This is a genomic window from Pseudomonas sp. W3I7 (genome assembly GCF_030816095.1).
Classification (GTDB): domain Bacteria; phylum Pseudomonadota; class Gammaproteobacteria; order Pseudomonadales; family Pseudomonadaceae; genus Aquipseudomonas; species Aquipseudomonas salomonii.
On sequence record NZ_JAUSXP010000001.1, the window covers coordinates 956960 to 980973 of the forward strand.

General features: G+C 59.9%; 20 protein-coding genes and 1 tRNA gene. 15 read left to right on the plus strand and 6 right to left on the minus strand.

Annotation, left to right across the window (positions count from 1 at the left end):
- Window positions 1-148: 148 nt before the first annotated feature.
- The 13 genes from ruvC to QF043_RS04565 all read left to right on the plus strand — a co-directional run bounded on the left by ruvC (window position 149) and on the right by QF043_RS04565 (window position 9576).
- A complete protein-coding gene (gene ruvC, locus QF043_RS04505; RefSeq protein ID WP_024077147.1) occupies window positions 149-673 on the plus strand; it encodes a crossover junction endodeoxyribonuclease RuvC in 525 nt (174 codons plus the stop codon).
- 67 nt (window positions 674-740) lie between these two features.
- On the plus strand, window positions 741-1352 hold the full coding sequence (gene ruvA, locus QF043_RS04510; RefSeq protein WP_056858571.1) for a Holliday junction branch migration protein RuvA: 612 nt from the start codon (window positions 741-743) through the stop codon (window positions 1350-1352).
- On the plus strand, window positions 1353-2411 hold the full coding sequence (gene ruvB, locus QF043_RS04515; RefSeq protein ID WP_017139814.1) for a Holliday junction branch migration DNA helicase RuvB: 1059 nt from the start codon (window positions 1353-1355) through the stop codon (window positions 2409-2411).
- A 139-nt stretch (window positions 2412-2550) separates the two neighbouring features.
- Window positions 2551-3006, plus strand: coding sequence for a tol-pal system-associated acyl-CoA thioesterase (gene ybgC, locus QF043_RS04520; RefSeq protein ID WP_307417640.1), 456 nt, complete (start codon window positions 2551-2553; stop codon window positions 3004-3006).
- A 1-nt stretch (window position 3007) separates the two neighbouring features.
- Window positions 3008-3703, plus strand: a complete 696-nt coding sequence (gene tolQ, locus QF043_RS04525; protein WP_003209819.1) for a protein TolQ — start codon at window positions 3008-3010, stop codon at window positions 3701-3703.
- A gap of 23 nt (window positions 3704-3726) precedes the next feature.
- The gene (tolR, locus tag QF043_RS04530) at window positions 3727-4179 is read left to right on the plus strand and encodes a protein TolR (RefSeq protein WP_161630238.1); all 453 of its coding nucleotides are present in this window, start codon (window positions 3727-3729) and stop codon (window positions 4177-4179) included.
- The gene (tolA, locus tag QF043_RS04535; protein ID WP_056858573.1) at window positions 4179-5252 is read left to right on the plus strand and encodes a cell envelope integrity protein TolA; all 1074 of its coding nucleotides are present in this window, start codon (window positions 4179-4181) and stop codon (window positions 5250-5252) included. Before tolR ends, tolA begins: the two co-directional genes overlap by 1 nt.
- Window positions 5253-5269: 17 nt before the next feature.
- Window positions 5270-6550, plus strand: coding sequence for a Tol-Pal system beta propeller repeat protein TolB (gene tolB, locus QF043_RS04540; RefSeq protein WP_032865998.1), 1281 nt, complete (start codon window positions 5270-5272; stop codon window positions 6548-6550).
- Between the two features lie 55 nt (window positions 6551-6605).
- Window positions 6606-7106, plus strand: coding sequence for a peptidoglycan-associated lipoprotein Pal (pal, locus tag QF043_RS04545; protein ID WP_003193861.1), 501 nt, complete (start codon window positions 6606-6608; stop codon window positions 7104-7106).
- A 6-nt stretch (window positions 7107-7112) separates the two neighbouring features.
- Entirely contained in the window at window positions 7113-7946 is an 834-nt protein-coding gene (gene ybgF, locus QF043_RS04550; protein WP_017139818.1) for a tol-pal system protein YbgF, read from the plus strand.
- A 164-nt stretch (window positions 7947-8110) separates the two neighbouring features.
- Window positions 8111-8758, plus strand: a complete 648-nt coding sequence (gene queE, locus QF043_RS04555; RefSeq protein ID WP_017139819.1) for a 7-carboxy-7-deazaguanine synthase QueE — start codon at window positions 8111-8113, stop codon at window positions 8756-8758.
- Between the two features lies 1 nt (window position 8759).
- Complete coding sequence (queC, locus tag QF043_RS04560) at window positions 8760-9437, plus strand: 7-cyano-7-deazaguanine synthase QueC (RefSeq protein ID WP_307417641.1); 678 nt, start codon at window positions 8760-8762, stop codon at window positions 9435-9437.
- Window positions 9438-9500: 63 nt separating this feature from the next.
- A tRNA-Lys gene (locus QF043_RS04565) sits at window positions 9501-9576 on the plus strand.
- Window positions 9577-9694: 118 nt separating this feature from the next.
- On the opposite strand, the gene pstB is transcribed toward QF043_RS04565, so the two are convergent.
- From pstB to QF043_RS04595, 6 genes are all read right to left on the minus strand, one after another.
- Window positions 9695-10474: a phosphate ABC transporter ATP-binding protein PstB gene (gene pstB / locus QF043_RS04570; RefSeq protein ID WP_056858577.1), complete on the minus strand. Its 780-nt coding sequence runs from the start codon at window positions 10472-10474 to the stop codon at window positions 9695-9697.
- Window positions 10474-11346, minus strand: coding sequence for a phosphate ABC transporter permease PstA (gene pstA, locus QF043_RS04575; protein ID WP_307417642.1), 873 nt, complete (start codon window positions 11344-11346; stop codon window positions 10474-10476). The genes pstB and pstA overlap by 1 nt, the downstream gene beginning before the upstream one ends.
- Window positions 11343-12338 (minus strand): phosphate ABC transporter permease subunit PstC, encoded by a 996-nt coding sequence (gene pstC, locus QF043_RS04580; protein WP_017139135.1) that lies wholly within the window; start codon window positions 12336-12338, stop codon window positions 11343-11345. Before pstC ends, pstA begins: the two co-directional genes overlap by 4 nt.
- A gap of 55 nt (window positions 12339-12393) precedes the next feature.
- A complete protein-coding gene (pstS, locus tag QF043_RS04585) occupies window positions 12394-13410 on the minus strand; it encodes a phosphate ABC transporter substrate-binding protein PstS (RefSeq protein WP_307417644.1) in 1017 nt (338 codons plus the stop codon).
- Window positions 13411-13582: 172 nt separating this feature from the next.
- Window positions 13583-18502 (minus strand): hemagglutinin repeat-containing protein, encoded by a 4920-nt coding sequence (locus QF043_RS04590; protein ID WP_307417645.1) that lies wholly within the window; start codon window positions 18500-18502, stop codon window positions 13583-13585.
- A gap of 105 nt (window positions 18503-18607) precedes the next feature.
- The gene (locus tag QF043_RS04595) at window positions 18608-20323 is read right to left on the minus strand and encodes a ShlB/FhaC/HecB family hemolysin secretion/activation protein (protein WP_373460657.1); all 1716 of its coding nucleotides are present in this window, start codon (window positions 20321-20323) and stop codon (window positions 18608-18610) included.
- A gap of 524 nt (window positions 20324-20847) precedes the next feature.
- On the opposite strand from QF043_RS04595, the gene QF043_RS04600 reads away from it, so the two are divergent.
- Window positions 20848-22134: an OmpP1/FadL family transporter gene (locus QF043_RS04600; RefSeq protein WP_307417646.1), complete on the plus strand. Its 1287-nt coding sequence runs from the start codon at window positions 20848-20850 to the stop codon at window positions 22132-22134.
- Window positions 22135-22401: 267 nt separating this feature from the next.
- Window positions 22402-23841 carry a lactate dehydrogenase gene (locus tag QF043_RS04605; protein ID WP_373460774.1) on the plus strand — a complete coding sequence of 480 codons (1440 nt, stop codon included), beginning with the start codon at window positions 22402-22404 and terminating at the stop codon, window positions 23839-23841.
- The last annotated feature ends 173 nt before the right edge of the window (window positions 23842-24014 follow it).

The following is a 24014-nucleotide window of genomic DNA, read 5'->3' on the forward strand; positions in this document are numbered from 1 at the left end:
TGAAAATCCCCTGTGGGAGCTGGCTTGCCTGCGATAGCATCACCTCGGTTTGACAGAAGTACCGAGGTGTCTGCATCGCAGGCAAGCCAGCTCCCACATTTGATTGTTGTTGGCCGCAAGAATTGTGTTTACCCAACCCGCAGGCGTTATGACTTTAATCCTTGGTATCGACCCCGGTTCGCGCATCACCGGTTTTGGCGTGGTGCAACACACCCCGCGTGGCTGCGTCTATGTCGCTTCGGGCTGCATCCGTACCGGCGCGGGCGAGTTGGCCGAGCGCCTGCAGATTGTGTATCGCGGCGTGCGTGAAGTGATCCAGACCTACGGGCCGGTCACCATGGGCATCGAAAAAGTCTTTATGGCCAAAAACGCCGATTCTGCCTTAAAGCTCGGCCAGGCCCGTGGCGCTGCTATTGTGGCCGGTGCGGAGGAGGGCATGGAAATCGCCGAATACACCGCGACCCAGGTCAAACAGGCCGTGGTCGGCACCGGCGCGGCGAATAAAGAGCAGGTGCAGATGATGGTCATGCACATGCTCAAGCTCACCTCAAAGCCGCAAATCGACGCCTCCGACGCCCTGGCCATCGCCATTTGCCATGCGCACACGCGTTCCAGCCTCTTGCCGCATGGCTTGGGCACCGCACGCAGTCGTGGCGGGCGGCTGCGTCTCTGATAGCATCAGCGCAATCGTAATTTCCGGTCAGGCCGTGTTCTGACCCCAAGCTTTAAGGATCTGAACCGTGATTGGACGCTTGCGCGGCACCCTGGCTGAGAAACAGCCGCCGCACCTGATTCTGGATGTAAATGGGTTGGGGTATGAGCTGGAAGTGCCCATGACCACCCTCTATCGCCTGCCGTCGATTGGCGAGCCGATAACATTGCACACGCATTTGGTGGTGCGCGAAGACGCGCAATTGCTCTATGGTTTCATTGGCAAGCGCGACCGCGACTTCTTTCGTGAGCTGATTCGCCTCAATGGCGTGGGGCCCAAGTTGGCGCTGGCGTTGATGTCGAGCCTGGAGGTGGACGAACTGGTACGCGCAGTTTCGGCCCAGGACACATCAGCGTTGACCAAGGTGCCCGGTGTCGGCAAGAAAACCGCCGAGCGCCTGCTGGTCGAGCTCAAGGACCGTTTCAAGGCCTGGGAAGTGGTGCCGAACATGTTTGCCCTGGTACCGAACCAGCCGGACATGCCGGCCGGCCAGGTCGCCAGTGCCGAAAGCGATGCCGTGAGCGCGCTGATCTCCCTGGGCTACAAGCCCCAGGAGGCGAGCAAAGCCGTATCGGCCATCAAGGACAAGAACCTGAGCAGCGAAGACATGATCCGCCGAGCCCTGAAGGGAATGATTTAAGTGATTGAAGCTGATCGTCTGATCGCGGCCACCGGCCCGCGCGACCGTGAAGAAGTCCAGGACCGCGCCATCCGCCCCGTCAGCCTTGCCGACTATATCGGCCAGCCGACAGTGCGCGAGCAGATGGAGCTGTTTATCCAGGCTGCGCGTGGGCGCAACGAGTCCCTCGATCACACGTTGATCTTCGGCCCGCCAGGCCTGGGCAAGACCACCCTGGCCATGATCATCGCCCAGGAGATGGGCGTGTCGATCAAGTCCACCTCCGGCCCGGTGCTGGAGCGTCCGGGCGACCTGGCCGCATTGCTGACCAACCTTGAGCCCCACGATGTACTGTTTATCGACGAGATTCACCGGCTGTCGCCGATCGTCGAGGAAGTGCTGTACCCGGCCATGGAAGACTTTCAGCTCGACATCATGATCGGCGAAGGCCCGGCAGCGCGCTCGATCAAGCTCGACCTGCCGCCGTTCACGCTGGTCGGCGCCACCACGCGCGCCGGGATGCTGACTAACCCGTTGCGAGACCGTTTCGGCATTGTTCAACGTCTAGAGTTTTATAGCACTGCAGATCTCGCGACGATTGTCAGCCGTTCGGCGGGCATCCTGGGGTTGCCGCTGGACCCGGAAGGCGCGTTCGAAATCGCCCGCCGCGCCCGTGGCACGCCGCGTATCGCCAACCGCTTGCTGCGTCGTGTGCGCGATTTTGCCGAGGTGCGGGCCAAGGGGCATATCACCAAGGCCGTGGCGGATTTGGCCTTGAACCTGCTGGATGTGGACGAGCACGGCTTCGATCACCAGGATCGACGTCTACTCTTGACCATGATCGAGAAGTTCGATGGCGGCCCGGTCGGTGTGGACAGCCTGGCAGCGGCCATCAGTGAGGAGCGCCATACCATTGAGGATGTGCTGGAGCCGTACCTGATCCAACAGGGTTACATCATGCGTACGCCAAGGGGCCGTGTGGTCACGCGCCACGCCTATTTGCATTTCGGGTTAAACATTCCGTCACGATTGGGCGAGATGCCTGTAGTAGACGAATTCCTCGATGCAGTGGACGATTAATAACTCCACGCCAGACGATTTATCTGAAGTTTGTGCTGTCCTAGTGGCTGGTGTCGTCATTCAGTCGTTAGAAATGCTGAATAGAATGCAAAAACAGTTGCCCAGCCGGATTGGCAACCTGAGGAGTAAGCACTAGAGTATGCGCGCGCAAAACAGGGATCAGTCGTTCGCACATCGCTGTCGCGTTTATTACGAGGACACCGATGCCGGCGGCATCGTTTATTACGTCAACTACCTCAAGTTCATGGAGCGGGCTCGAACCGAGCGGCTACGGGAGCTGGGCTTTGCCCAATCCCAGCTGGCAGGGGAGGACCTGTTATTCGTCGTGCATTCCAGCGAGGCGCGCTACCACGCACCGGCGCGACTGGACGACGAATTGCTGGTCAGCGCTGAAGTTATCGAATTGAACCGTGTCAGCCTGCGCTTTAAACAGCAGGTCAGGCGGGCAACGGATGCAACGCTGCTCTGTGAGGGGCAGTTCCTGGTGGCCTGTGTGCGCACCAATAGTTTGAAACCCCGGGCCATTCCCGAAGCTCTACGTGCGGCCTTTGCCGACGTAAGCGGCGCGGGTAAACAATCAAAGCAGGAGATTTAGCGTGGAACCTACCGTCGTCGACCATTCCTCCATGTGGAGCCTGGTCAGCAATGCCAGTGTTGTGGTTCAACTGGTGATGCTGGTCCTGGTAGCCGCATCGGTTACCTCTTGGGTCATGATTTTTCAGCGCAGCAACCTGCTGCGTGCCGGTCGACGTGCCCTGGAGAGCTTCGAGGAGCGCTTCTGGTCGGGTATCGACCTGTCCAAGCTGTACCGTCAGGCCGGTAGCAACCCGGACCCGGATTCGGGCGTAGAGCAGATCTTCCGCGCCGGTTTCAAGGAATTCTCGCGCTTGCGCCAGCAACCGGGTGTTGACCCCGAAGCGGTCATGGAAGGCGTGGCCCGCGCCATGCGCGTTGCCATCTCCCGCGAAGAAGAAAAGCTTGAGCAAAGCTTGCCGTTCCTCGCTACCGTCGGTTCCGTGAGCCCGTACATCGGCCTGTTCGGTACCGTGTGGGGCATCATGAACTCCTTCCGTGGCCTGGCCCAGGCGCAACAAGCGACCCTGGCCACCGTGGCCCCGGGTATCGCCGAGGCCTTGATCGCCACCGCGATCGGCCTGTTCGCCGCTATTCCCGCAGTAATTGCCTACAACCGTTTTGCCGCCCGTGGCGAAACCTTGATCAGCCGTTACTACACCTTCGCCGATGAATTCCAGGCGATCCTGCACCGTAAAGTGCACACCAGCGAAGAATAAGCAGGTAATTTCCAATGGCTTTAATCGCTCGAGCTCGCAAAAAGCGCAAGCCGGTCGCCGAGATGAACGTAGTGCCTTACATCGACGTGATGCTGGTGCTGCTGGTTATCTTCATGGTGACCGCGCCGATGCTCAATCAGGGCGTGAAGGTTGATCTGCCCAAGGTTTCCAGCGAAGCCTTGCCGCAAGACAACAACACTCAGGTCCTGACCATTTCGATCAAGGCTGACAAGACCTATTACTGGAACCTTGGCAGCGAAGTCGACACCCAGAAACAGCAGGACAAGGCCATGACCTTGCCGCAGATGACGGACGCCGTGACCAAGATCATCCGGTCCGGCAACGAAGGCGGCAAGCACACGCAAGTGTTCATTCGCGGCGACAAAGTGGTCGACTATGGCTCCGTCATGGGCGCCATGGGCGGGCTGCAGAAGGCCGGCGTGGGTAACGTTGGCTTGATTACCGAGGCGCCCTGATGCAGCAACAGCGAGAGCCGTCCGCCTCGGAAAGCTACTTCTGGCCTAGCGTCTGGGCAATTGCCCTGCACGTCCTGGTGTTCGGCATGCTGTTCGTCAGCTTTGCCATGACCCCGGACCTGCCGCCAGCCAAGCCGATCGTGCAGGCGACCCTGTATCAGCTGAAATCGAAAAGTCAGGCCACCACCCAGACCAATCAGAAGATTGCGGGTGAAGCCCAGAAGTCGGCTGCGCGCCAGACCGAAGTCGAGCAGATGGAACAGAAGAAGGTCGAGCAGGAAGCGGTGAAGGCTGCTGCGGAACAAAAGAAAGAAGAGGCGGCTCAAAAGGCCGAGGAATCGAAAAAGGCTGACGAAGCCAAGAAAGCTGACGAGGCCAAAAAGGCGGATGAAGCCAAGAAAGCCGATAAAGCTGCCGAAGCTAAAAAGGCTGAAGAGAAACAATTGGCTGATATAGCCAAGAAGAAATCTGAAGAAGAAGCCAAAAAAGCTGCCGAAGAAGAGGCCAAGAAAAAGGCCGCTGAAGAGGCCAAGAAGAAGATAGTCGAAGACGCGAAGAAGAAAGCCGCCGAAGACGCCAAGAAAAAAGCTGAAGCAGACGAGGCGAAGAAGAAAGTCGCCGACGACGCGAAGAAGAAAGCTGCCGCCGACGCCAGCAAGAAAAAGGCCCAGGAAGCAGCGCGTAAATCCGCCGAAGAGAAAAAGGCCCAGGCCTTGGCAGATTTGCTCTCCGACACGCCGCAGCGTCAGCAAGCCTTGGCCGATGAACGTGGCGATGAAGTCGCGGGCAGTTTCGACGACCTGATTCGGGCACGGGCAGCGGAAGGTTGGACACGTCCACCTTCGGCACGTAAAGGCATGACAGTAGTGCTGCAGATCGGCATGTTGCCGGACGGTACGGTGACTTCGGTCAGCGTGGCCAAGTCCAGTGGTGACGGCTCGTTCGACAGTTCGGCGGTTGCAGCGGTCAAGAACATTGGCCGGTTGACCGAGATGCAGGGAATGAAACCAAGCGACTTCGCTCCCTATCGTTCATTCAAGATGACATTCACACCTGAGGATCTAGCCTTGTGAGAAACCTTCTTCGAGGAATGCTTGTCGTTATTTGCTGTATGGCAGGGATAGCGGCGGCGGATGAAAAGAACATCCTGGTCACCAGCGGTAGCGATCGGGCCACCCCGATCGCGGTAGTACCGTTTGGCTGGCAGGGCGGCAGCGTGCTGCCGGACGACATGGCCCAGATCGTCAGCGACGACCTGCGCAACTCCGGCTACTACGCGCCGATTCCAAAAGGCAACATGATCAGCCAGCCGACCCAGGCCAGCGAAGTCATCTTCCGTGACTGGAAAGCCGTAGGCGCCCAGTACCTGATGGTCGGCAGCATTACGCCGGCCGGCGGTCGCCTGCAAATCCAGTACACGTTGTTCAACGTGGCCACCGAGCAGCAGGTCCTGACCGGCAGCGTATCGGGCACCGCCGAACAACTGCGGGACATGGCGCACTACATCTCGGACCAGTCGTTTGAAAAACTCACCGGTATCAAGGGGGCGTTCTCGACACGTCTGCTTTATGTAACGGCTGAGCGTTTCTCCGTAGACAACACGCGTTACACCCTGCAGCGCTCGGACTACGACGGCGCTCGCGCCGTGACCTTGCTGCAGTCCCGTGAGCCAATCCTGTCGCCGCGTTTTGCGCCGGACGGCAAGCGTATTGCCTATGTGTCGTTCGAACAGCGCCGCCCGCGCATTTTCGTGCAGCACATCGACACCGGTCGCCGTGAGCAGATCACCAACTTTGAAGGCCTCAACGGTGCCCCTGCGTGGTCGCCGGATGGTTCGCGCCTGGCCTTCGTGCTGTCCAAAGATGGCAACCCGGACATTTACGTGATGAACATGGCTTCGCGCCAGATCAGCCGTGTAACCAGTGGCCCGGGCATCAATACCGAACCGTTCTGGGGCAAGGATGGTTCGACCATCTACTTCACCTCCGATCGCGGCGGCAAGCCTCAAATCTACAAAACGAGCGTAGGTGGCGGTGGCGCAGAACGTGTGACCTTTATTGGTAACTACAATGCCAATCCTAAGCTTTCGGCCGATGAAAAGACGTTGGTGATGATTCACCGTCAGGATGGTTTCACTAATTTCCGGGTTGCGGCCCAGGATTTGCAGCGTGGAACGGTAAAAATCCTCACAGATACCAACCTTGATGAGTCAGCCACTGTTGCGCCCAACGGCACCATGGTAATCTACGCCACCCGCCAGCAGGGCCGGGGAGTCTTGATGCTCGTGTCCATTAATGGACGCGTAAGGCTCCCGCTTCCTACCGCACAAGGCGAAGTCAGAGAACCGTCCTGGTCCCCTTACCTGAACTGACGCGGCGCTACAAAAAGAATTGCTTAACACACTGGGGTTCATTAGGAGTTTCACGATGGAAATGCTGAAGTTTGGTAAGTTTGCTGCTCTGGCTCTGGCTCTGTCCGTAGCCGTTGGTTGCTCGTCTAAAGGCGGCGACAATGCCGGTGAAGGCGCAGCTGTTGATCCAAACGCTGGTTACGGCGCTAACACTGGTGCAGTTGACGGCTCCCTGAGCGAAGAAGCTGCTCTGCGCGCTATCACCACTTTCTACTTCGAATACGACAGTTCTGACCTGAAGCCAGAAGCCATGCGCGCTCTGGACGTTCACGCGAAGGACCTGAAAGCTAACGGCGCTCGCGTTGTTCTGGAAGGTAACACTGACGCCCGTGGTACTCGTGAGTACAACATGGCACTGGGCGAGCGTCGTGCGAAAGCCGTTCAACGCTACCTGGTACTGCAAGGTGTTGCTCCAGGCCAACTGGAACTGGTTTCCTACGGTAAAGAGCGTCCAGTTGCAACTGGCAACGACGAACAGTCGTGGGCTCAAAACCGTCGCGTCGAACTGCGTAAGTAATTCGTCATGCGAACGTGCCGTCGTGCTCTAACTGTATTGGCTCTCAGCCTCGCACCGCTTGCGGTGTGGGCTGCGGTTCCTGTGGAAGATAGCAACTCTGGCTATAACAATAGCGGGAGCAGTTATCCGCCAGCGGGTTATGGCACGAACGGCGCCTATGCTGGGGGACCGGCAACTGCCGCTCCCTCGGCACAGGGCGAACTGTTCAACCAGCTGCAACGTATGCAGGATCAATTGTCGCAGCAGCAAGGCACCATTGAGATCTTGCAGAACCAAGTGAACCAGCTGAAGCAAGAAGGCCTGGAACGTTACCAGGATCTTGATCGACGTATTGGAGCCGGCGTAACACCTGCCGCAACTCCTGATAATTCTTCTGCCGGTGGCGCGCCAAGCGCTGCCGCCGGTGGTGCAGCAGCAGGCGCAGCGGCTAGCCAGGCGCCTGCCGCCAGCAGCGAACCGGGTGATCCGGCCAAGGAAAAGCTGTATTACGACGCAGCTTTTGACCTGATCAAAGCCAAGGATTTCGATAAGGCCAGCCAGGCCTTTACCGCATTCCTGCGCAAATACCCTAACAGCCAATACGCGGGCAATGCCCAGTACTGGCTGGGTGAGGTGAACCTGGCAAAGGGTGATTTGCAAGCGGCAGGCCAGGCATTTGCCAAGGTCAGCCAGCTGTACCCAAAGCATGCCAAGGTGCCTGACTCGCTGTATAAATTGGCTGATGTAGAACGCCGCCTGGGTCATACCGACAAGGTCAAAGGCATTCTGCAACAGGTGGTTGCCCAATATCCGGGTACCTCTGCAGCCCAGTTGGCCCAGCGGGATCTGCAGCGCTTGTAAGCGATGCAACCCGTTTAGAAGAAACCCGCGCCTGGCGCGGGTTTTTTCGTTAGAATCCACGCCCTTTTATGAAACACGCTTTTTGGGGCCTGCGCGTTGGCGGGGTTCCTTGAAGTGCCTGACGGAGGCGGACAGCCTGTTTAGCTGTTACGCCCGTGGCGACTATGCAAGACACATTACGTATTACCGAAGTTTTTTACTCGTTACAGGGTGAAACGCGTACCGCTGGCCTGCCTACTGTATTTGTACGGTTGACCGGCTGCCCGTTGCGTTGCCAATACTGTGACAGCGCCTACGCCTTCAGCGGCGGTACCGTGCGCACCCTCGACGACATCATCGAGCAGGTTGCCGGCTTCAAGCCGCGCTACGTCTGTGTGACCGGTGGTGAGCCCCTGGCCCAGCCGAATGCCATTCCGTTGCTCAAGCGGCTGTGTGACGCCGGTTACGAGGTTTCACTGGAAACCAGCGGCGCCCTGGATATCTCTGCGGTCGACGCGCGGGTGAGCAGGGTGGTCGACCTCAAGACCCCGGGTTCCAAGGAAGCGCACCGCAACCTCTACGACAACATGGACTTGCTGACGGCCAACGATCAGGTCAAGTTCGTGATCTGTTCGCGGGATGACTATGACTGGGCGGCCTCCAAGCTGATCCAGTACAACCTCGACCGCCGTGCCGGCGAGGTGTTGTTCTCGCCGAGCCACCATGACCTCAACGCCCGCGACCTGGCCGATTGGGTCGTGGCGGACAACCTGCCGGTGCGCCTGCAATTGCAGTTGCACAAATACCTGTGGAACGACGAGCCGGGGCGCTGACATGACCGAGCAAAAGCGCGCGGTCATCCTGCTCTCTGGCGGTCTTGATTCCGCCACGCTGGTGGCCATGGTCCGTGCCCAAGGCTACAGCTGCTACACCCTGAGTTTCGACTACGGCCAACGCCACCGCGCCGAGCTGCACGCCGCCGAGGGTGTTGCCCGTGACTTGGGCGTGGTCGAGCACAAGGTGATCGGCCTCAACCTCAACGGCATCGGCGGCTCGGCGCTGACGGACAGCAGCATCGATGTGCCCGAGGCCCCCAGCGAAGGCATTCCGCTGACCTACGTGCCGGCACGTAACACTGTGTTCCTGTCGTTGGCGCTTGGCTGGGCCGAAGTATTGAAGGCCCGCGATATCTTCATTGGCGTCAATGCCCTCGACTACAACGGCTACCCGGACTGCCGCCCGGAGTACATCGAGGCATTCGAACGCATGGCCAACCTGGCGACCAAGGCCGGTGTGGAAGGGCAGGGCTTCCGCATTCAGGCGCCACTGCAGAACATGAGTAAGGCAGACATCGTGAAGGCTGGCGTAGGACTAGGCGTCGATTACGCGCTGACAGTTTCCTGCTACCAGGCAGACGATTCCGGTCGTGCCTGTGGGAAATGTGATGCTTGCAGACTGCGAGCAGAAGGCTTCAAAAACGCCGCAATTGCGGACCCAACGCGTTATTTCTGATTTATTTAAAATAAGGTGTTGAATAATCCTTAGAAATCAGTATTATACGCGCCACCACACAGCGGGTCGTTAGCTCAGTTGGTAGAGCAGTTGGCTTTTAACCAATTGGTCGTAGGTTCGAATCCCACACGACCCACCATTTTTGGCGGTTTAGAAAATCCGGAAGGCCCACGCAAGTGAGGATTTCCGGGTTTTTTTTTGCCTGCAATTTGGCGTTGGTAAAAAACCGCCTCCAAGAGACGGCTCCTTGCCCGACCTTAGCCAAACCGCCCCGTAATATAGTCCTCCGTCTGCTTCATCTTCGGCGTGGTAAAGATCTGATCGGTCTTGCCATGCTCAATCAATTCCCCCATGAACATAAACGCGGTGCTGTCCGACACCCGCGCGGCCTGCTGCATGTTGTGGGTCACGATGATCACCGTGTACTGCGCCTTCAATTCCGTAATCAACTGTTCGATACGCCCGGTGGAAATCGGGTCGAGGGCGGAAGTCGGTTCGTCCAGCAGCAGAACCTGCGGGCGCAGCGCGATGGTGCGGGCAATGCACAGCCGTTGTTGCTGGCCGCCGGAGAGGCTCTGGGCGCTTTGGTTGAGTTTGTCTTTGACCTCATCCCACAGCGCACCGCCGCGCAGGGCTTGTTCGACGCGGTCGTTCATTTCTCGGCGCGAGAGTTTTTCGTGGTGGCGCACCGCGTAGGCGATGTTGTCGTAGATCGACATCGGGAACGGCACCGGCTTCTGGAACACCATGCCTACGTGGCTGCGCAGGCGGTTCATCGAGTAGCCGGGGGCGAGGATGTTTTCGCCGTTGAGCAGCACTTCGCCGCGCGCTTCCTGCTTGGGGTACATCGAGTAGATGCGGTTGAACACCCGCAACATGGTGGACTTGCCGCAGCCGGAGGGGCCAATGATGGCGGTGATGCGCTTTTCCGAAATATCCATGTTGATGGATTTGAGCGAGCGTTGGTTGTTGTAGAAGAACTCCAACCCACGCACCTGGATTTTGGTTTTGTCGGGAGCAATGCCGGTGGCGTCCATCAGTGAGACCTATTGCGTAAAAGAATCAGGCGGGATGCCAGGCTGAGTACCAGCACGAACAATGTCAGGACCAGCGCGCCGGCCCAGGCGAGCGCATGCCAGTCGTCGAACGGGCTCATGGCGTACTGGAAAATGACCACGGGCACGCTGGCAATCGGCTTGAGCAGGTTGCTGCTCCAGAACTGATTGCCGAAGGCAGTGAACAGCAGCGGCGCGGTTTCGCCGGTGATGCGCGCCAGAGCGAGCAGGATGCCGGTGACCACCCCGGCCTTGGCCGCCCGCAGCACGATTTGCAGCGTCAGCTTCCACTGCGGCACGCCGAGCGCCAGGGCCGCCTCGCGCATGGTGGACGGTTGCAGTTGGAGCATTTCATCGGTGGTGCGCACCACCACCGGAATCACCAGCAGCGCCAGTGCCAGCGCACCGGCGATGGCAGAGAAGCCGACCTGATGATTGGTCAGCAGGTTCAGCGGCAGGATGACCCCGGTGTAGATAAACAGACCCAGCACAATCGAGGGCGCGGACAGCAGGATGTCATTGATGAAACGCACCGTAGTTCCCAGGCGCGAGTGGCGTGCGAATTCTGCCAGCCAGATGCCGGCCATCAGCCCGATGGGGGTGCCGATCACCAACGCGATGCCCGACATCAACGCGCTGCCATAAAACGCATTGGCCAGGCCGCCTTCGGTGCCGGGTGGTGGGGTCATCTGGGTAAACAGACGCAGGTTCAGGGCCTGGAAACCGTTGATAATGGTGGTCAGCAAAATCCATGTCAGCCACAGCAAGCCAAAGGCGGTGGCGCCGCAACTGAGGAACATGGCCACGCCATTTTTAACGGCGCGTTTGCGGTACAGACGTTCGTTGGCGCTCATAGCCCTTCCTTGCGCGACAGGCGCATCAGCAGCAGCCGCGCCAGTGCGAGCACGACGAAGGTCACGATAAACAGCAGGAAGCCCAAGGCAATCAGCGCAGAGCGATGCAGGTCGGTGTAGGCCTCGCTGAATTCGTTGGCGATGACCGAGGCGATGGAACTGCTGGGCATCAGCAACGAAGCGGAAAACTGCTGCGCGTTACCCAATACAAAGGTCACCGCCATGGTCTCGCCGAGGGCGCGGCCCAGGCCGAGAAAAATGCCGCCGACCACCGCCGAGCGGGTGTAGGGCAGAACAATGTCCCACACCACTTCCCACGTCGTGCTGCCCAAGGCGTAGGCGGATTCTTTCAACTGCGTGGGCACGCTGCGAAACACCTCATGCATCACCGAGGTGATAAACGGCATGATCATCACCGCCAGCACAATGCCGGCGGTGAGCATGCCGATCCCCAGTGGCGGCCCCTGGAACAGTGAGCCAACAAAGGGCAGGGCGCCCAGGTAATCATTGATCAACGGCGACAGGTGTTCGGCCATGAAAGGCCCGAACACAAACAAACCCCACATGCCATAGATGATCGACGGGATACCGGCCAGCAGCTCAATCGCCGAGGCCACCGGCATTTTCAGCCAGGGCGGCGCGACTTCAGTCAGAAAAATCGCAATACCGAAACTCACCGGGACGGCAATCAGCAAGGCCAGAAAGGAGGTGACCAAGGTGCCGTAGATCGGCACCACGGCACCAAAGTGGTTATTGACCGCATCCCACTCGGTGCTGGTGATAAAACCGAAACCAAACGTCTTGAACGCCAGCCCGCCGCCCCACAGGGTCGAGGCGGCAATGGCGCCCAGCAGCGCCAGTACCAGCATGGCGGCGCCGAACATCGAGCGTTTGAACCACAGGTCGTGGCGTTGATCGCGGGCGGCGCGGCGGTCGCCCCCGGTGTCGCTCGCGTGAGTAGTCATAACCAGGGTGTGGACCGTGTCGTTCATATCAGAGGCGCTCAGCGCCTTCCTCACTTATCGAGGAAGGCGGTCGTAGGGCGAATCAGTGGGCGAAGTCAGACTTCCAGTAATCTTCGATTCGCGACACCAGGGAGCCCGGCAATGCGACGTAGTCCAGGGCTGCAGCCTGTTCCTGGCCTTTTTCCAGCGACCATTTAAAGAAGCTGAACGCCGCCTGGCTTTGCTCGGCATTCTTGGGCTGCTTGTACATGATGATCCAGGTGGTGGCCGTGATCGGCCATGCGCCTTCACCGGGGGCGTTGGTCATGATCAGGTTGAAGTCTTTGGCACTGGCCCAGTCGGCGGTGTCGGCGGCGGCCTGGAACGCCTTGGCGTTAGGCTCGACGAACTTGCCGGAGGCATTCTTCAGTGAAGCAAAGGTCATTTTGTTCTGCAGGGCGTAGGCGTATTCCACAAAACCGATCGAGTTCTTGATCTGCTTCACGTAGGCCGAAACGCCTTCGTTGCCCTTGCCGCCCACACCGACCGGCCACGGCACGGTGGTGCCGAAACCAATCCTGGTTTTCCAGCTGTCGCTGACTTTGGCCAGGTAGTTGGTGAAGTTATACGAGGTGCCGGAGCCGTCTGAACGGTGCACCACAGTGATGTTCGCGCTTGGCAGCTTCACGCCAGGGTTGAGCGCGGCGATGGCGGGGTCGTTCCAGACCTTGATGTCACCGAGGAAGATTTTCGCCAGGGTGTCGCCGTCGAGCTTCAACTGGCCTGCGGCCACGCCTTCGACGTTCATCACCGGCACGATGCCGCCGATCACGCTGGGAAACTGGCCCAGGCCGCCGGCTTTGAGGTCGTCAGCCGACAGTGGCGCGTCGGAGGCGCCGAAGTCAACGGTGGCTGCCTTGATCTGGGCGATGCCGCCGCCGGAACCGATCGACTGATAGTTGATGCGGTTGCTGGAGTTCTTGCTGTAGTCCTGCGACCACTTGGACAGCACCGGGTAGACGAAGCTGGAGCCGGCACCGGTAACGTCGGTGGCGTGGGCCATGCCGCTCAGGCACAGGGCACTCAACAAAACAGACAGACTTTTTTTACTCGGCAACATCACGACAACACCTCAAGGGAAGGGGTAAGTGGGGAGGCCCACCTGTCTAAGACGTGACGATTTAATTCCTGATATGTTGCTGTTTAATGACGATTTGGCTTTATGAAGAAACATTTAGAAATGTTTGCCTGGGTGGCAGCGAGTCTGGCCGCTGTCACCCAAGCGTGGCTACTTAGCTGCCTTTTTGATCAATTCCCGCCTGTAATTCCTGCTGGTCACTGTGCCCGCCAACCCGCAGTGGCCCCAGGTTGAAAGCCTGATCCTTACGTGTGGCGTCGTCCTGTTTCTGGGTCAGTTCGTCCTTGGCGCCGAGCGCCAGGTTAACCGGCGATTTCGACAGATTCAGCCCGACATCGGCGCGATAATCGCTGCCCGCCAACGTGGTTGCCGTCACCTTGGAACCGCCCAACGCGACCTTGCCATGCTCGGCGCTGATCCGCGCGCCGGTCAGCAGCGTGTCGCCGCCCACCTCAAGGTTTACGCCCTGAGCACCACGAATGCCCGAGGCCTGAGTCACGCTGTCTTTCACCCTATGGCTGACGTCCAGGTTCAGCGTCGGCGTGTAGCGGGTGTTGCCGCTCTTGTCACCGAACAGTACGTTTTGCGCGGTATCGGCCACCTTGCTGCCGGTCGTGTCTTTGCCGCTGACGGTGTAGCTGTCGCTGGTTTTTGGCCAGACTTTATCCTTGAAGCTGGACAGGCGTGTGCCCAGTGCCTCTTTTTTGTCTGCGAGGTAGGTCTTGGCCTGGTCCACGCGGGTGCCGATGGCGCCACGGGGTTCAGGGTTTACGTCGTAGCTGCCACTGCGGCTGAGCTTTTCGCCCAGGCGTTCCTTGGCATTGACCACGCTGTCCTTGGCCGAAGCCAGATGCTCGGTGCCCTTGTCGACGACGTTTTCCAACTTCTCCCGATGCTTGTCGAACGCGCCCTCGGCCTTGGCTTGCACCTTGTCCTTAAGCGGGCCAGTCGTCTTTGCGAGCTTGTTGACCACACCCGGTTGGTTTTTTTCGACGTCGAGTTTGGCGTCGATGTTGACCGTAGTGCTGTTGACGTGATCTTTGCGACTCTCGACCACAAGATCGCCACCGACCTTACCGCTGACCTGATGGGCCTCAATCCGCGCCCCCGCCAGATGGGTGTCACCGGCACTGTTGATCGCCACGTTATCGGCCTTGATCAGGCTGTCGTGCTGGGTGATGCCTTGCACCTTGTCCACATCGACCTTGGCGCGGGTATTGATACCGAGTTGGGTCTTGGGTGCGTCGTGTTCACCGGCGTCGGCCAAGGTGGTTTTACCGCCGCTGCCACCCGCGCCCAGGGTCACGCCCCAGCTGTTGTGAGCCTGGGTGGATTGCGCCGACTCTTGCAGGATGCCGCCGTTTTGCGCATCGAGGGTGACCGTATTGGCGGCAATCTGCGTACCTTGCAGATGGAGATCATCGGCGCTGGTGAGGCTCACATTGCCCTTGCTGTGTAACTGCCCGACAACCACGCCCTGATCGTTTTCCGCCACCTTGCCGATGTTGAAGTTGGCGCTGAGGCTGCCGGTCTTGCCACTGCTGTCGGCGCTGCTGGTTTTGCCGGCGCCGACGCTCAAGCCGCCGCCGAGGTTGCTGCCCTTGCTGACATGCGTGCTGGTGGCCGCTTGCAGGTCCAGTTTGCCGCCGGCATTCAGGCCGATATCACCGCTGCTGTCGATCTGCGTGCCTTGCAGGGTCATGTCGGCACCGCTGCTGAGCAGAATCGGCCCGCTGCCTTTAATCGTCGCGATCCGCGCCTGGCTGTCCTGGGTGGCCAGTTGCTTGTTATCCAGTTGCACACCGGCGCCGAGGTTGACGTTGGTACCATGGGTGCCCGGTGCGGTGCCCACAGTCAGTGAACCATTGCCGCGCAGGCTGTTGCTGGTTGTGCTTTGCGTGTCGTTGGCCTGATCAAGCGCCAACTCGCCGCCCGCCTTGAGGTTGACGCCCGCCTGGCCACCGTTGAACTGGCTGCCGGCGTAACGCGCATCGCCCTTGGCCTTGATGTTCACGCCTTGAGTGCCCGCGTAGCTGCCGACCACCGCCGTGCTGCTGGCGTCGCGCACGTCGCTGCTGCCGCCTGCGCCGCTGCCGCGCACGTTCACGTCTTCACCGGTGGTGGTGTAGACCCGCACGCCGGCCTTGGCGTCCACGCCTTGTTCGCTGCTGCTGTGGGTGTTGGCTGCGGCGCTGGCGATATGCTCGCCGGCATCGATCTTCAGCCCGCCATCGGTGGCGCGGTACTGAGTGCCTTGATCCTGCACCTTACCGGCGACCTCGACCTGCACCATGGCGCCACTGAACTGGCTGACCACCGCCGTGCTGTCCTGCTGGGTTTGGGTCTTGTGGGTGTGACCGACTTCCACATCCAGGCCGACGTTCGGCTGCTCGAAAGCATCGAGCAAACCGGGCTGATGGAATTTGGCCTGGGCCACACCTTCGACGGCTTTTTCGATCGGCCGGGTGATGCCTTTGTATTCGACATTGGCGCCGACATCGGCGGTCCAGCCGTTTTCCTTGTGGGTGCTGGTCTGGCTGTTGTGCGCCGCCTGGTTATCGACGTTGCCGGCGTTGACCTGCAATTCGGAGCCTGCCTTAACCTGCGCGCCCTGGCTGGTGAGGGTGTTGCCGGCGTTGAGGGTCAGTTTGCCGGCCGCCGCCACATTGCTGGTTAGCGCGGTGGTTGTGCGGCTGCTGTCGTGGCTGCTTTGATGGCTGAACTGTGCGCCGTTGCCGGCTTTGTCCAGGCCGCCGGTGTAGTAGACGCCACCGCCGGTGGTGGTCTGGTCGGTGGTGTTGCGCGTGCTGTTATCGGTTGCCAGCAACTCGACGTTGTTGCCGCTCAAGGTTGCATCGCCCTGGGTGGCTTGGACGTCGGAACCCTTGATGCTCAGATTGCCACCGGCCGTGACCGCCACGCTGGCGCCACTGAGGCTGGAAGCCTGCTGTTTGGTGGCGTCGCTTTTGCCGGTTTGCTGCTGGTCCTCAAAGCGCACGCCAGCGCGGTACTGGCGGGTGCCTGCGGCGGTTTCCTTGGCGTAGCCATCAAATCCACGGGTGTGAGTGCGGGTGGTGTCGTGTGTGGTGTTGTCAGCCGAAGCGATCTTGATATCGCCCTTGGCGTCCGCCTGCAATACACCTGCGGCCGATACCTGAGAGCCACTGACTTGAATGTCCTTGGCACTTTGCAGCTTGAGGTTGCTGTCCGAGCGCAGGTTGCTGGCCACGACGGTGCTGTCCTTGAGGTGCTGGCGGCTTTCATCCTTGGAGATGCCGAAGAACTTGCTGTCGCTGCTGTAGCTATTGGCGTGGGAGGTGTCTTTTACGCCGTCGATTACCAGCGAGCCTTTGTCGCTGATCACGCTGGCCTGCTTGCCGCCGCGCGCCTGGCTGCCGCTGATGCGCACGTCGTCGGCCTTGACGATCAGGTTGCCGTCGGCGTTGACCTTGCTGCCGGTGTTCAGGGTCTTGCCCTGGTCGCCATCGCCGCTCTTGCCGAAGAAGCTGCCGCCGGTCAGGTCGCCGGAGTAAGCGTTGTCGCGGCTAACCTGGGTGCGGCTGGCGCTGGTGATTTCCACTTGGCGGCCGGCCAATTGAATATCGCCGGGTGTTTTCAGTTCGGCGCCCTGCAATTGCAGGTTCTGCTGGCTGGTCAGCTCCAGCGTCTTGCCGGCCTTGAGGCTGCTGGTGACGCTGCGTTGCTCGCTGGAAGATTTGTCCCAGTTGGCTTTCCACAGATGTTTGCGATGGTTGCCCTGATCGCGGGTTTCATGGGTTTCGGTTGCGGCGTTCACCTGCAGGTCGGCGCCACTGTTCACACGTAAGGCATTGCCCGCTTCGACTTGGCTGGCCTTGATCGCGGCCTTGGCGCCGGAAGACAGCGTGGCATCCTGCTGCGCAACGACCTTGTTACCGTGCTGGCGCGAGTCTTGGTCAGTGGTGGTGCGGTCGTAGGTTTCGTAGGTGAACAGGAAGTTGCTGTTGTTCCACTGTTCACGTTTTTCCTGGAGCTTGCGGCTTTCCAGGCTGCTGAGGGTCAGGTTGCGACCGGCGTCGAGCTTGACGTTGCGCCCGCTGACGTCGGTGGCGGCCAGGTTCAAGTCCTTGGCGCTGTGCAGATCCACATCGCCGTGCTGGCTGTGCACACCGGCACGGGTGGCTTCCAGGCTGTTGGCGTGGACCTGGCCGCTGATGTCGAGGTCGCCGGCCGAGCTGACGTTGACCCCGTCACGACCTTCTACCTGCACGGCGCCTACGCGCACGCCGGCACCTTCCGCGGTGCTGATGATGTTGATGCGCCCGGCCTGCATCGCGCCGAACAGGCTGGCGTCGATGCGCTGGTCCTGGGTCTTGCTGGCCGGGTCGACCTGGCGCACTTGGCCGCTGGCGAAATCGACCTGATTGCGGCCTGCGGTGAGGTTCAGTTGGTCGCGGGCACTCAAGCGCCCGTCGCTGTCGATGCGCGGCGCGATCAGGTTGATCGAGCCCGCGCGGTTTTGCAGGCCCTGGCCGTGCACTGTCAATTGACCGTTCGCGTCGCGGGTGTTCAAGGCTTGCAGCTTGCCGTCATTGAGTTCGGGGCGGCCCACTACCAGGTTGGCGTTCGGGGTGTTGATGAAACTGCCGCCATTCACCGAAATACCGTTGGGGTTGGCCAATACATAATCGGCGGCCTTGCCGAAAATCTCTTGGGCACCGTTTAAGGTCGAGGCGTTGCGGCTGATCACTTCGTTGAGGATCACGCTTGCCGCCTGGCCCTGGAACTGCGGGTTTGCCGCCAGTTGCCCGGCGAGTTGCGACTGGCCGGCCTGCAGGGCGTTGTTCAGCACCACGCCCTGGCGATCGACGTTGTAGTCCAGGAATTGGTTATGGGACAGGCCGCCGGCGTTCGGCGCGACGATATTGACGATGGGCACGCCTTGCTGGTTTTGCAATTGCGGTATACCGCCAGGCCCTTCGACCACGGTGATGCCGGCGGCCAATGCCAGCTGCGGCAGCAGGAACAGGCTGGCGATGGCCCAGCGCAGTTTGCCCTCGGGTGAAAGGTGAAACGTGTGGGTGTCAGTCGGCATAAGTAAGTTCGCTCTGTGTTGGCTGAGCCGCCTCGTGCGTTGTTCGTTGCAACGCTACTGGGGTGGTCAGGTACGGCGGTTGTTTCAGGCTAATCGGGTGTTGGTTTAAATCTGCAAGCTAAGGCGCGTCAGCCAGACCTGCGGCTCCTGGCCAAAGCCGGTTGGCGTGTGCAAGTTGCGTTGGTAATCGACGTCGAGCTGCACGTTTTTCCAGCTCAGGTTGAGCCCGGCACTTGCGCCGCTCAGACGTTGGCCTGGGGCGCCGTGTTCGCGCTTGACCCAACCGTTGTCCAGGCCCAGGCGCGGGGTGATTTTTACCGGCAGGTCGCTGTTGAGCGGCAGGCGCAAGGTGTTGCGCCACACCGCACCGATGGCGCCCGAGGCACTGTTTTCGCGGTAGCCACGCACAGCCGAATCGTCGGTGCCCAGCAGTTGTTCGATGGCGGGCAAGCGGTCCGGGCTGTATTGCGCAGACAGCTGGCTCTGCCACTGCCAGGGTTGCGTGCGCCATTGGCCGTTACGCCATTGGGTGAGGTTGGCGCGGTACTTGTGGAACTGCGCCTGGGGCAGGTTTTTCTGCACTTGGTCGGCGTCGCGATCAGCGCCGAACCAGGTCAGGCCCTGGGCGTAATTGACGTCCAGGTTCCACACCGCGCTGTTGAGCCAGAACAGATTCAAACCGGCCTCGGCCACGCTCAGCGTTGGGCTCTGGATGCCCAGGCGGACCTTTTGCAGGTAGCTGTCGACATCCTTGTAGGCCAGTTGCAGGTTGGCGCTGAGTTGATGGCCCTGGTCGCGCCACAGCACGCGGTCGGTGCGCAGGCTGACCTGATCGGTACGGCCGCTGTTGTACAGCGTGGTGCTGCTGACCTTGAGCGGTGAGCGGTATTCGGCATGGCTGGCGAACAGGCTGTAGGTCCAGTAGCCGTAGGGAATCGAATAAAACAGGCTGTTGCTGCGGCTGTAACGCGGGCCGTGGTTGAGCGTGTCGCTGAAGCTCAGGTTGAGTGAATCGTTGAGTTGCAGCGGGCTGTCCAGGCTCAAGCTGATGGCGTTGCGATCGCGGCCGGTGCCGGCACTGCCAAGGTTATCCACACCCAGGCCCAGCCCCCAACGTGAGGCGGTAGTGCGCGAGCGCAGGATGATGCGCGAGGCGCCAGGTTCACTGCCGGGGGCGATATCGGCGGTAAGGTCCACCGATCGCAGGCGGTTGAGCTGGTCCAGGCCTTGCTCCAGGTCGCGCAGGTTCAGTGGCTTGCCGAGCAGCCCGGGGAAGGCGCCGGCCAGCGACACAGGCAGGCTTTGGTCGGCCAGTTCGATGGCTTCGAGGTAGCCTTCTTCGACGTGAATATCCAGCGGTTGCCCGGCCGCCGGGCTGCTGATCAGGTACGGGCGGCTGGCGATGTAACCGGCCTCGACGTACAGGCGGGTGATCTCGGCCAGCAGGCGATTGATCTGGGTGGCGCCCATGCACGGGGCGACATAGGGCTCGATGTGTTTATTCAACTCGGCCCTGCTGAACAGCGTGACACCGGCCAGGCGTGTGCCGCTTAGCGGCCAGCAGCGTGCATCTTTGACGTCGTCTGCCGGCACAGAGGGGGCGGCCGTTGGTATGCCCAAGCTGCCTTTCTGCAGTTGGCGCTGGCGTTGCTCCAACTGTATTTGCTGCAGGTCGCGCTGCTGTTGTTGCTGCAAGCGCAGGGCTTCCTGGCCTGGCTGTAAGCCGTCGGCGGCGGCTGCGGGCAGCGCGCACACGCAGAGCAGGGCGATGCCCAATGGGTGGAGATGGCACAAGCGTTTGAGTGAGGGCAGGTTCGGCACTCGACATCCTTAACGTAGAAATACACACGATTCATGCCCCGGAGCCAAACCGTGAGCTCGGGGACTTGCCGCGCTTGAGTCATGTTTAAACGGATTGTTACATCGTCTGTAGGATTTATTACATAAACGTGATGAATTACGCGTAATTCAGCAAATAAATGCACAAAAATAGTGCGCCAGAGGATTTTTAGGCCTTGAAACCGTGTTTTATGGGGAACTGGAGCGCTTGGGTGGTTTTGATTGTTACAGCGCAAACGCTTAATCAACGCGTTTAGAGAGGGTGCGATCTTGGGGTATGCCGTGCGGTTAAGGCATTGACGGTCAAAGGTGAGAGCGCACTGTGACGAGTGAAACCGGGCAGTCACGATCAGGTTGAAAAGTCATAAAAGGACACGGAAAATCAGGCAAAGTCCTTGAAAATCCTAAGATTGTCCGACAATCCAATGCATGAAAAAACCTTCATAAACGCCCCGCTCGAACGTTGGTAGTTTCCCCAGCGCTGCCCAATAATTCGAGTCCTAATAATGAATAACAAAACTCTTAAAAGCGCCCTGGCGCTCTCCATTTCGCTCGCCTCCACACAGCTGTTTGCCGGTGGCTTCGCCCTCAACGAGCAAAGTGTCAGCTCAATGGGTACAGGCTACGCCGGCCGTTCTTCCTCGGCGGATGACGCCAGCACGGTGTTCGGTAACCCGGCCGGCATGTCGCGCATCAAGCACAATGAAGTCAGCATCGGCGCGACCTACCTGGATGCCAAAACCAACATCAAGGACGCCAGCTCCTCTCAAGGCGGTGTCGACAACCCTGGCACCAACAAAGGCGACATGGTCCCTGGCATTGCCGTGCCGATGGGTTACCTGGTGACGCCGATTGATGAGCACTGGGCCTTTGGCTTGGGGATCTACGCGCCGTTTGGCCTGGTGACCGACTATGAACACGGTTTCCAGGGCAATGGCTTTGGTAACAAGAGCAAGATTCAGGTCATCACCGCACAGCCGACGGTCAGCTATGCGTTCAACGACAAGGTCTCGGTGGGTTTCGGCCCGACCTTCAACAAAATCAGCGGCGAGCTGGATTCCAAAGTCCCGGCGTTTGGCTTGGGCACCGAGACGGCCAAGATCAAGGGTGACGACACCGCGATGGGCTTCAACGCCGGTATCCTGGTGCAGGCCCTGGACAGCACCCGCGTCGGCGTCACCTACCACTCGCAAGTGGTTTATCACCTGAGCGGCCATACCAACGCCTCGGGCGTGCTTTCCGATGTGCTCGATGGCGGGGCGCAGAAGTATGACGCCAAGCTGAACGTCACCACGCCGTCGTCCGTGGACTTCTCGGTCACGCACCAGCTGACCGACGCCCTGACCCTGTACGTGGGCAGCACCTACACGCGCTGGAGCCAGTTGAAGAAGATTACCGTCAACAACGCCGGCGTATCTGAGATTACCGCCGAGCTGGCCGGCCTGGGGTCCATTACCGAAGAGGAGCATTGGCATGACACCTGGTCCCACGCGATCGGCCTGTCGTACCAGCTCAACAAGCAGTTGGTGCTGCGTACCGGCTTCTCGGTAGACCAGACGCCGACCAACAACACCGACCGTTCGGTGCGCATTCCGACCGGCGACCGCACGGTCTTCAGCCTGGGTGCCGGTTGGACGCCCGTCGACAACCTGACCTTCGACGTGGCCTATTCCTACCTCAAGGAGGAGCCGATCAAGGTGCGTGACAACAACCCTCAGCTGGCGCTCACCTACGACGCCAAGTATGAAAACAGCGCCAATGGGTTCGGCGGTTCGGTGACTTACCGCTTCTAACCCGCGCCACCACGCAAAGAGCCAGTTTTTTGGCATGGCTCTTTGCCAGTTATTTCGGCTTGCGGGCTGTCAATCACGCTGTGTCTTGGTTAGATTGAAGTCTAATCAGCTTTTAAGACATGGACTGTCATGACTACGCTCTCGCCGATCATCGCGACCAATCCCCTCATTGTGCGTACTGCCGCGACCACACCGCCGGCGACGCTTGCGAACACCCTCGACGTCTCACCGGCCAGGCCATCCTCGGTGGTCAGCCTCGGTAACCCGCTGGCCGATGCCGTCGACATCTACTCCAAAAACGGACTGTTGCCAGGCCAGGAAAGCGTGCGGGCCTGGGAGAACAACAACCAGGATGCGGTGACCAAGGCCATCAATAGCCGCTTCAATTCGGTCTCCACGGCCAGTCGCTACAGTGGCTTGGGCGCCGCGCTGGTGGCGCAGTTCACCCAAGGCGGCGGCGCCGGGATCTCCCAGTCAGTGCTCAACATCACGGTTGATCGCGCCGGCGATGCGGGCGCCCTAAAGGCCGATCAAGCGGTGCTGCACAGCCAGGCCGACAACCAGATCAGCCTGAGCATCAAGACCGCCAGCGGCAAGACCGTGACCTTCAGCCTGTCCAGCCAGAAAGATGGCCTGGGCGTGCAGGCCACCGTGGACGGCGGTGACTTGAGCGCGGATGAACTCAAGGCCGTCGGCCAGTTGGGCGCGGCGTTCCAGGCCTCGGTCGACGGGCTGACCGCTGTGCCACCCAAACTTGACCTGAGCAAACTGACCCAGTTCGATACGCAACTGCTGGCCTCGGTCGACCTCAATGCCAAGGTCAAGGCCGCCAACGGTGAAGACCTGAGCCTGGCCTTCCACGCCGACAGCCAAAGCCGCACCACACGCATGAGTGGCCCGGCAGGCGAAATTGACCTGGCGGTAGACCTGAAAAACACCGCGATCTTCGGCGATGCCAAGCAGCAGGCCAAGGCGCTGAAAACCTACCTGGCCCAGTTCGACCGGGTGGAAAAACGCGGCAGTGCGAATGCGGACTTCATGGCCATGTTCAAGGACGCCTTCAGCGCCATTAACAGCAACTACCCGCCCAACGCCTCCGTTTCGAATGCCTTGACCCATAACCCGACTGACAAAGGCTTGTTGAACGGCCTGGCGGACTTCAAGGCCTCGATCAAGCAGGGCGTCGACGCCTCCAATCCGATGCGCCCTTCAGAGGTCGACAGCTTTTCCTACAACGTGTCACAGAAAACCCAGGTCAATGGCCGCAGCACTGCGGACCGTAGCGTCACCCAGCATCAGCAGTCGCTGCTGTCGGCGAACTTCCACAAAGGCCTCGACGGCGGCAAACCTCCGATCTTCGACGGCAGCCGTGAATCGCAGAATTACCTGTATGTGCAAGTCCTGGACAAGGCCAGCAGCACCGCGAGCTTTGCCTATAAAGACGGCCAGTTGACCCATGCCTCGGTCAGCCAGTCGGCGTCCCAGAACACCCACACGCAAAAATATGTGATGGCCAACCTGGTGGAAGACAGCGTGGTGCCCAAGGAAGGTTCATCCAAACGCGATTACCTGACGCTGCTTGAGCACGCGGCCAAGGAAAGCAAAAAGTCCAAGGATGCGCTGGAGCAGTCGACGTTGAAAAATGCCCTGGCGCAGATGCATGACTCTGTCATGTTGCAGGACGACCCGGATGTATTGATGCGCTGACACTCGGCGTGATCAAAACGGGAAGGCTCAGTGATGAGCCTTCCCGTTTTTTTGCCCGATTGGCGTACCGCGCCATCCCAGATTAGGCTTTTGAATCGATTCGATATTCTGTAGCCTTGCGCAGCTTTACCCGTGCTTGATGAACACAATCACTTCGTCCGGCGGCGCCCGAA

What these genes read in the sequence shown, in the direction of transcription:
- tolB (WP_032865998.1), top strand. Translation starts at nt 5,270, where the DNA reads ATGCTTGTCGTTATTTGCTGTATGGCAGGGATAGCGGCGGCGGATGAA.
- ybgF (WP_017139818.1), top strand. Translation starts at nt 7,113, where the DNA reads ATGCGAACGTGCCGTCGTGCTCTAACTGTATTGGCTCTCAGCCTCGCA.
- QF043_RS04590 (WP_307417645.1), bottom strand. Translation starts at nt 18,502, where the DNA reads ATGCCGACTGACACCCACACGTTTCACCTTTCACCCGAGGGCAAACTG.
- queC (WP_307417641.1), top strand. Translation starts at nt 8,760, where the DNA reads ATGACCGAGCAAAAGCGCGCGGTCATCCTGCTCTCTGGCGGTCTTGAT.
- ybgC (WP_307417640.1), top strand. Translation starts at nt 2,551, where the DNA reads ATGCGCGCGCAAAACAGGGATCAGTCGTTCGCACATCGCTGTCGCGTT.
- pstA (WP_307417642.1), bottom strand. Translation starts at nt 11,346, where the DNA reads ATGAGCGCCAACGAACGTCTGTACCGCAAACGCGCCGTTAAAAATGGC.
- pstB (WP_056858577.1), bottom strand. Translation starts at nt 10,474, where the DNA reads ATGGACGCCACCGGCATTGCTCCCGACAAAACCAAAATCCAGGTGCGT.
- queE (WP_017139819.1), top strand. Translation starts at nt 8,111, where the DNA reads ATGCAAGACACATTACGTATTACCGAAGTTTTTTACTCGTTACAGGGT.
- tolA (WP_056858573.1), top strand. Translation starts at nt 4,179, where the DNA reads ATGCAGCAACAGCGAGAGCCGTCCGCCTCGGAAAGCTACTTCTGGCCT.
- ruvC (WP_024077147.1), top strand. Translation starts at nt 149, where the DNA reads ATGACTTTAATCCTTGGTATCGACCCCGGTTCGCGCATCACCGGTTTT.
- pal (WP_003193861.1), top strand. Translation starts at nt 6,606, where the DNA reads ATGGAAATGCTGAAGTTTGGTAAGTTTGCTGCTCTGGCTCTGGCTCTG.
- pstS (WP_307417644.1), bottom strand. Translation starts at nt 13,410, where the DNA reads ATGTTGCCGAGTAAAAAAAGTCTGTCTGTTTTGTTGAGTGCCCTGTGC.
- QF043_RS04600 (WP_307417646.1), top strand. Translation starts at nt 20,848, where the DNA reads ATGAATAACAAAACTCTTAAAAGCGCCCTGGCGCTCTCCATTTCGCTC.
- pstC (WP_017139135.1), bottom strand. Translation starts at nt 12,338, where the DNA reads ATGAACGACACGGTCCACACCCTGGTTATGACTACTCACGCGAGCGAC.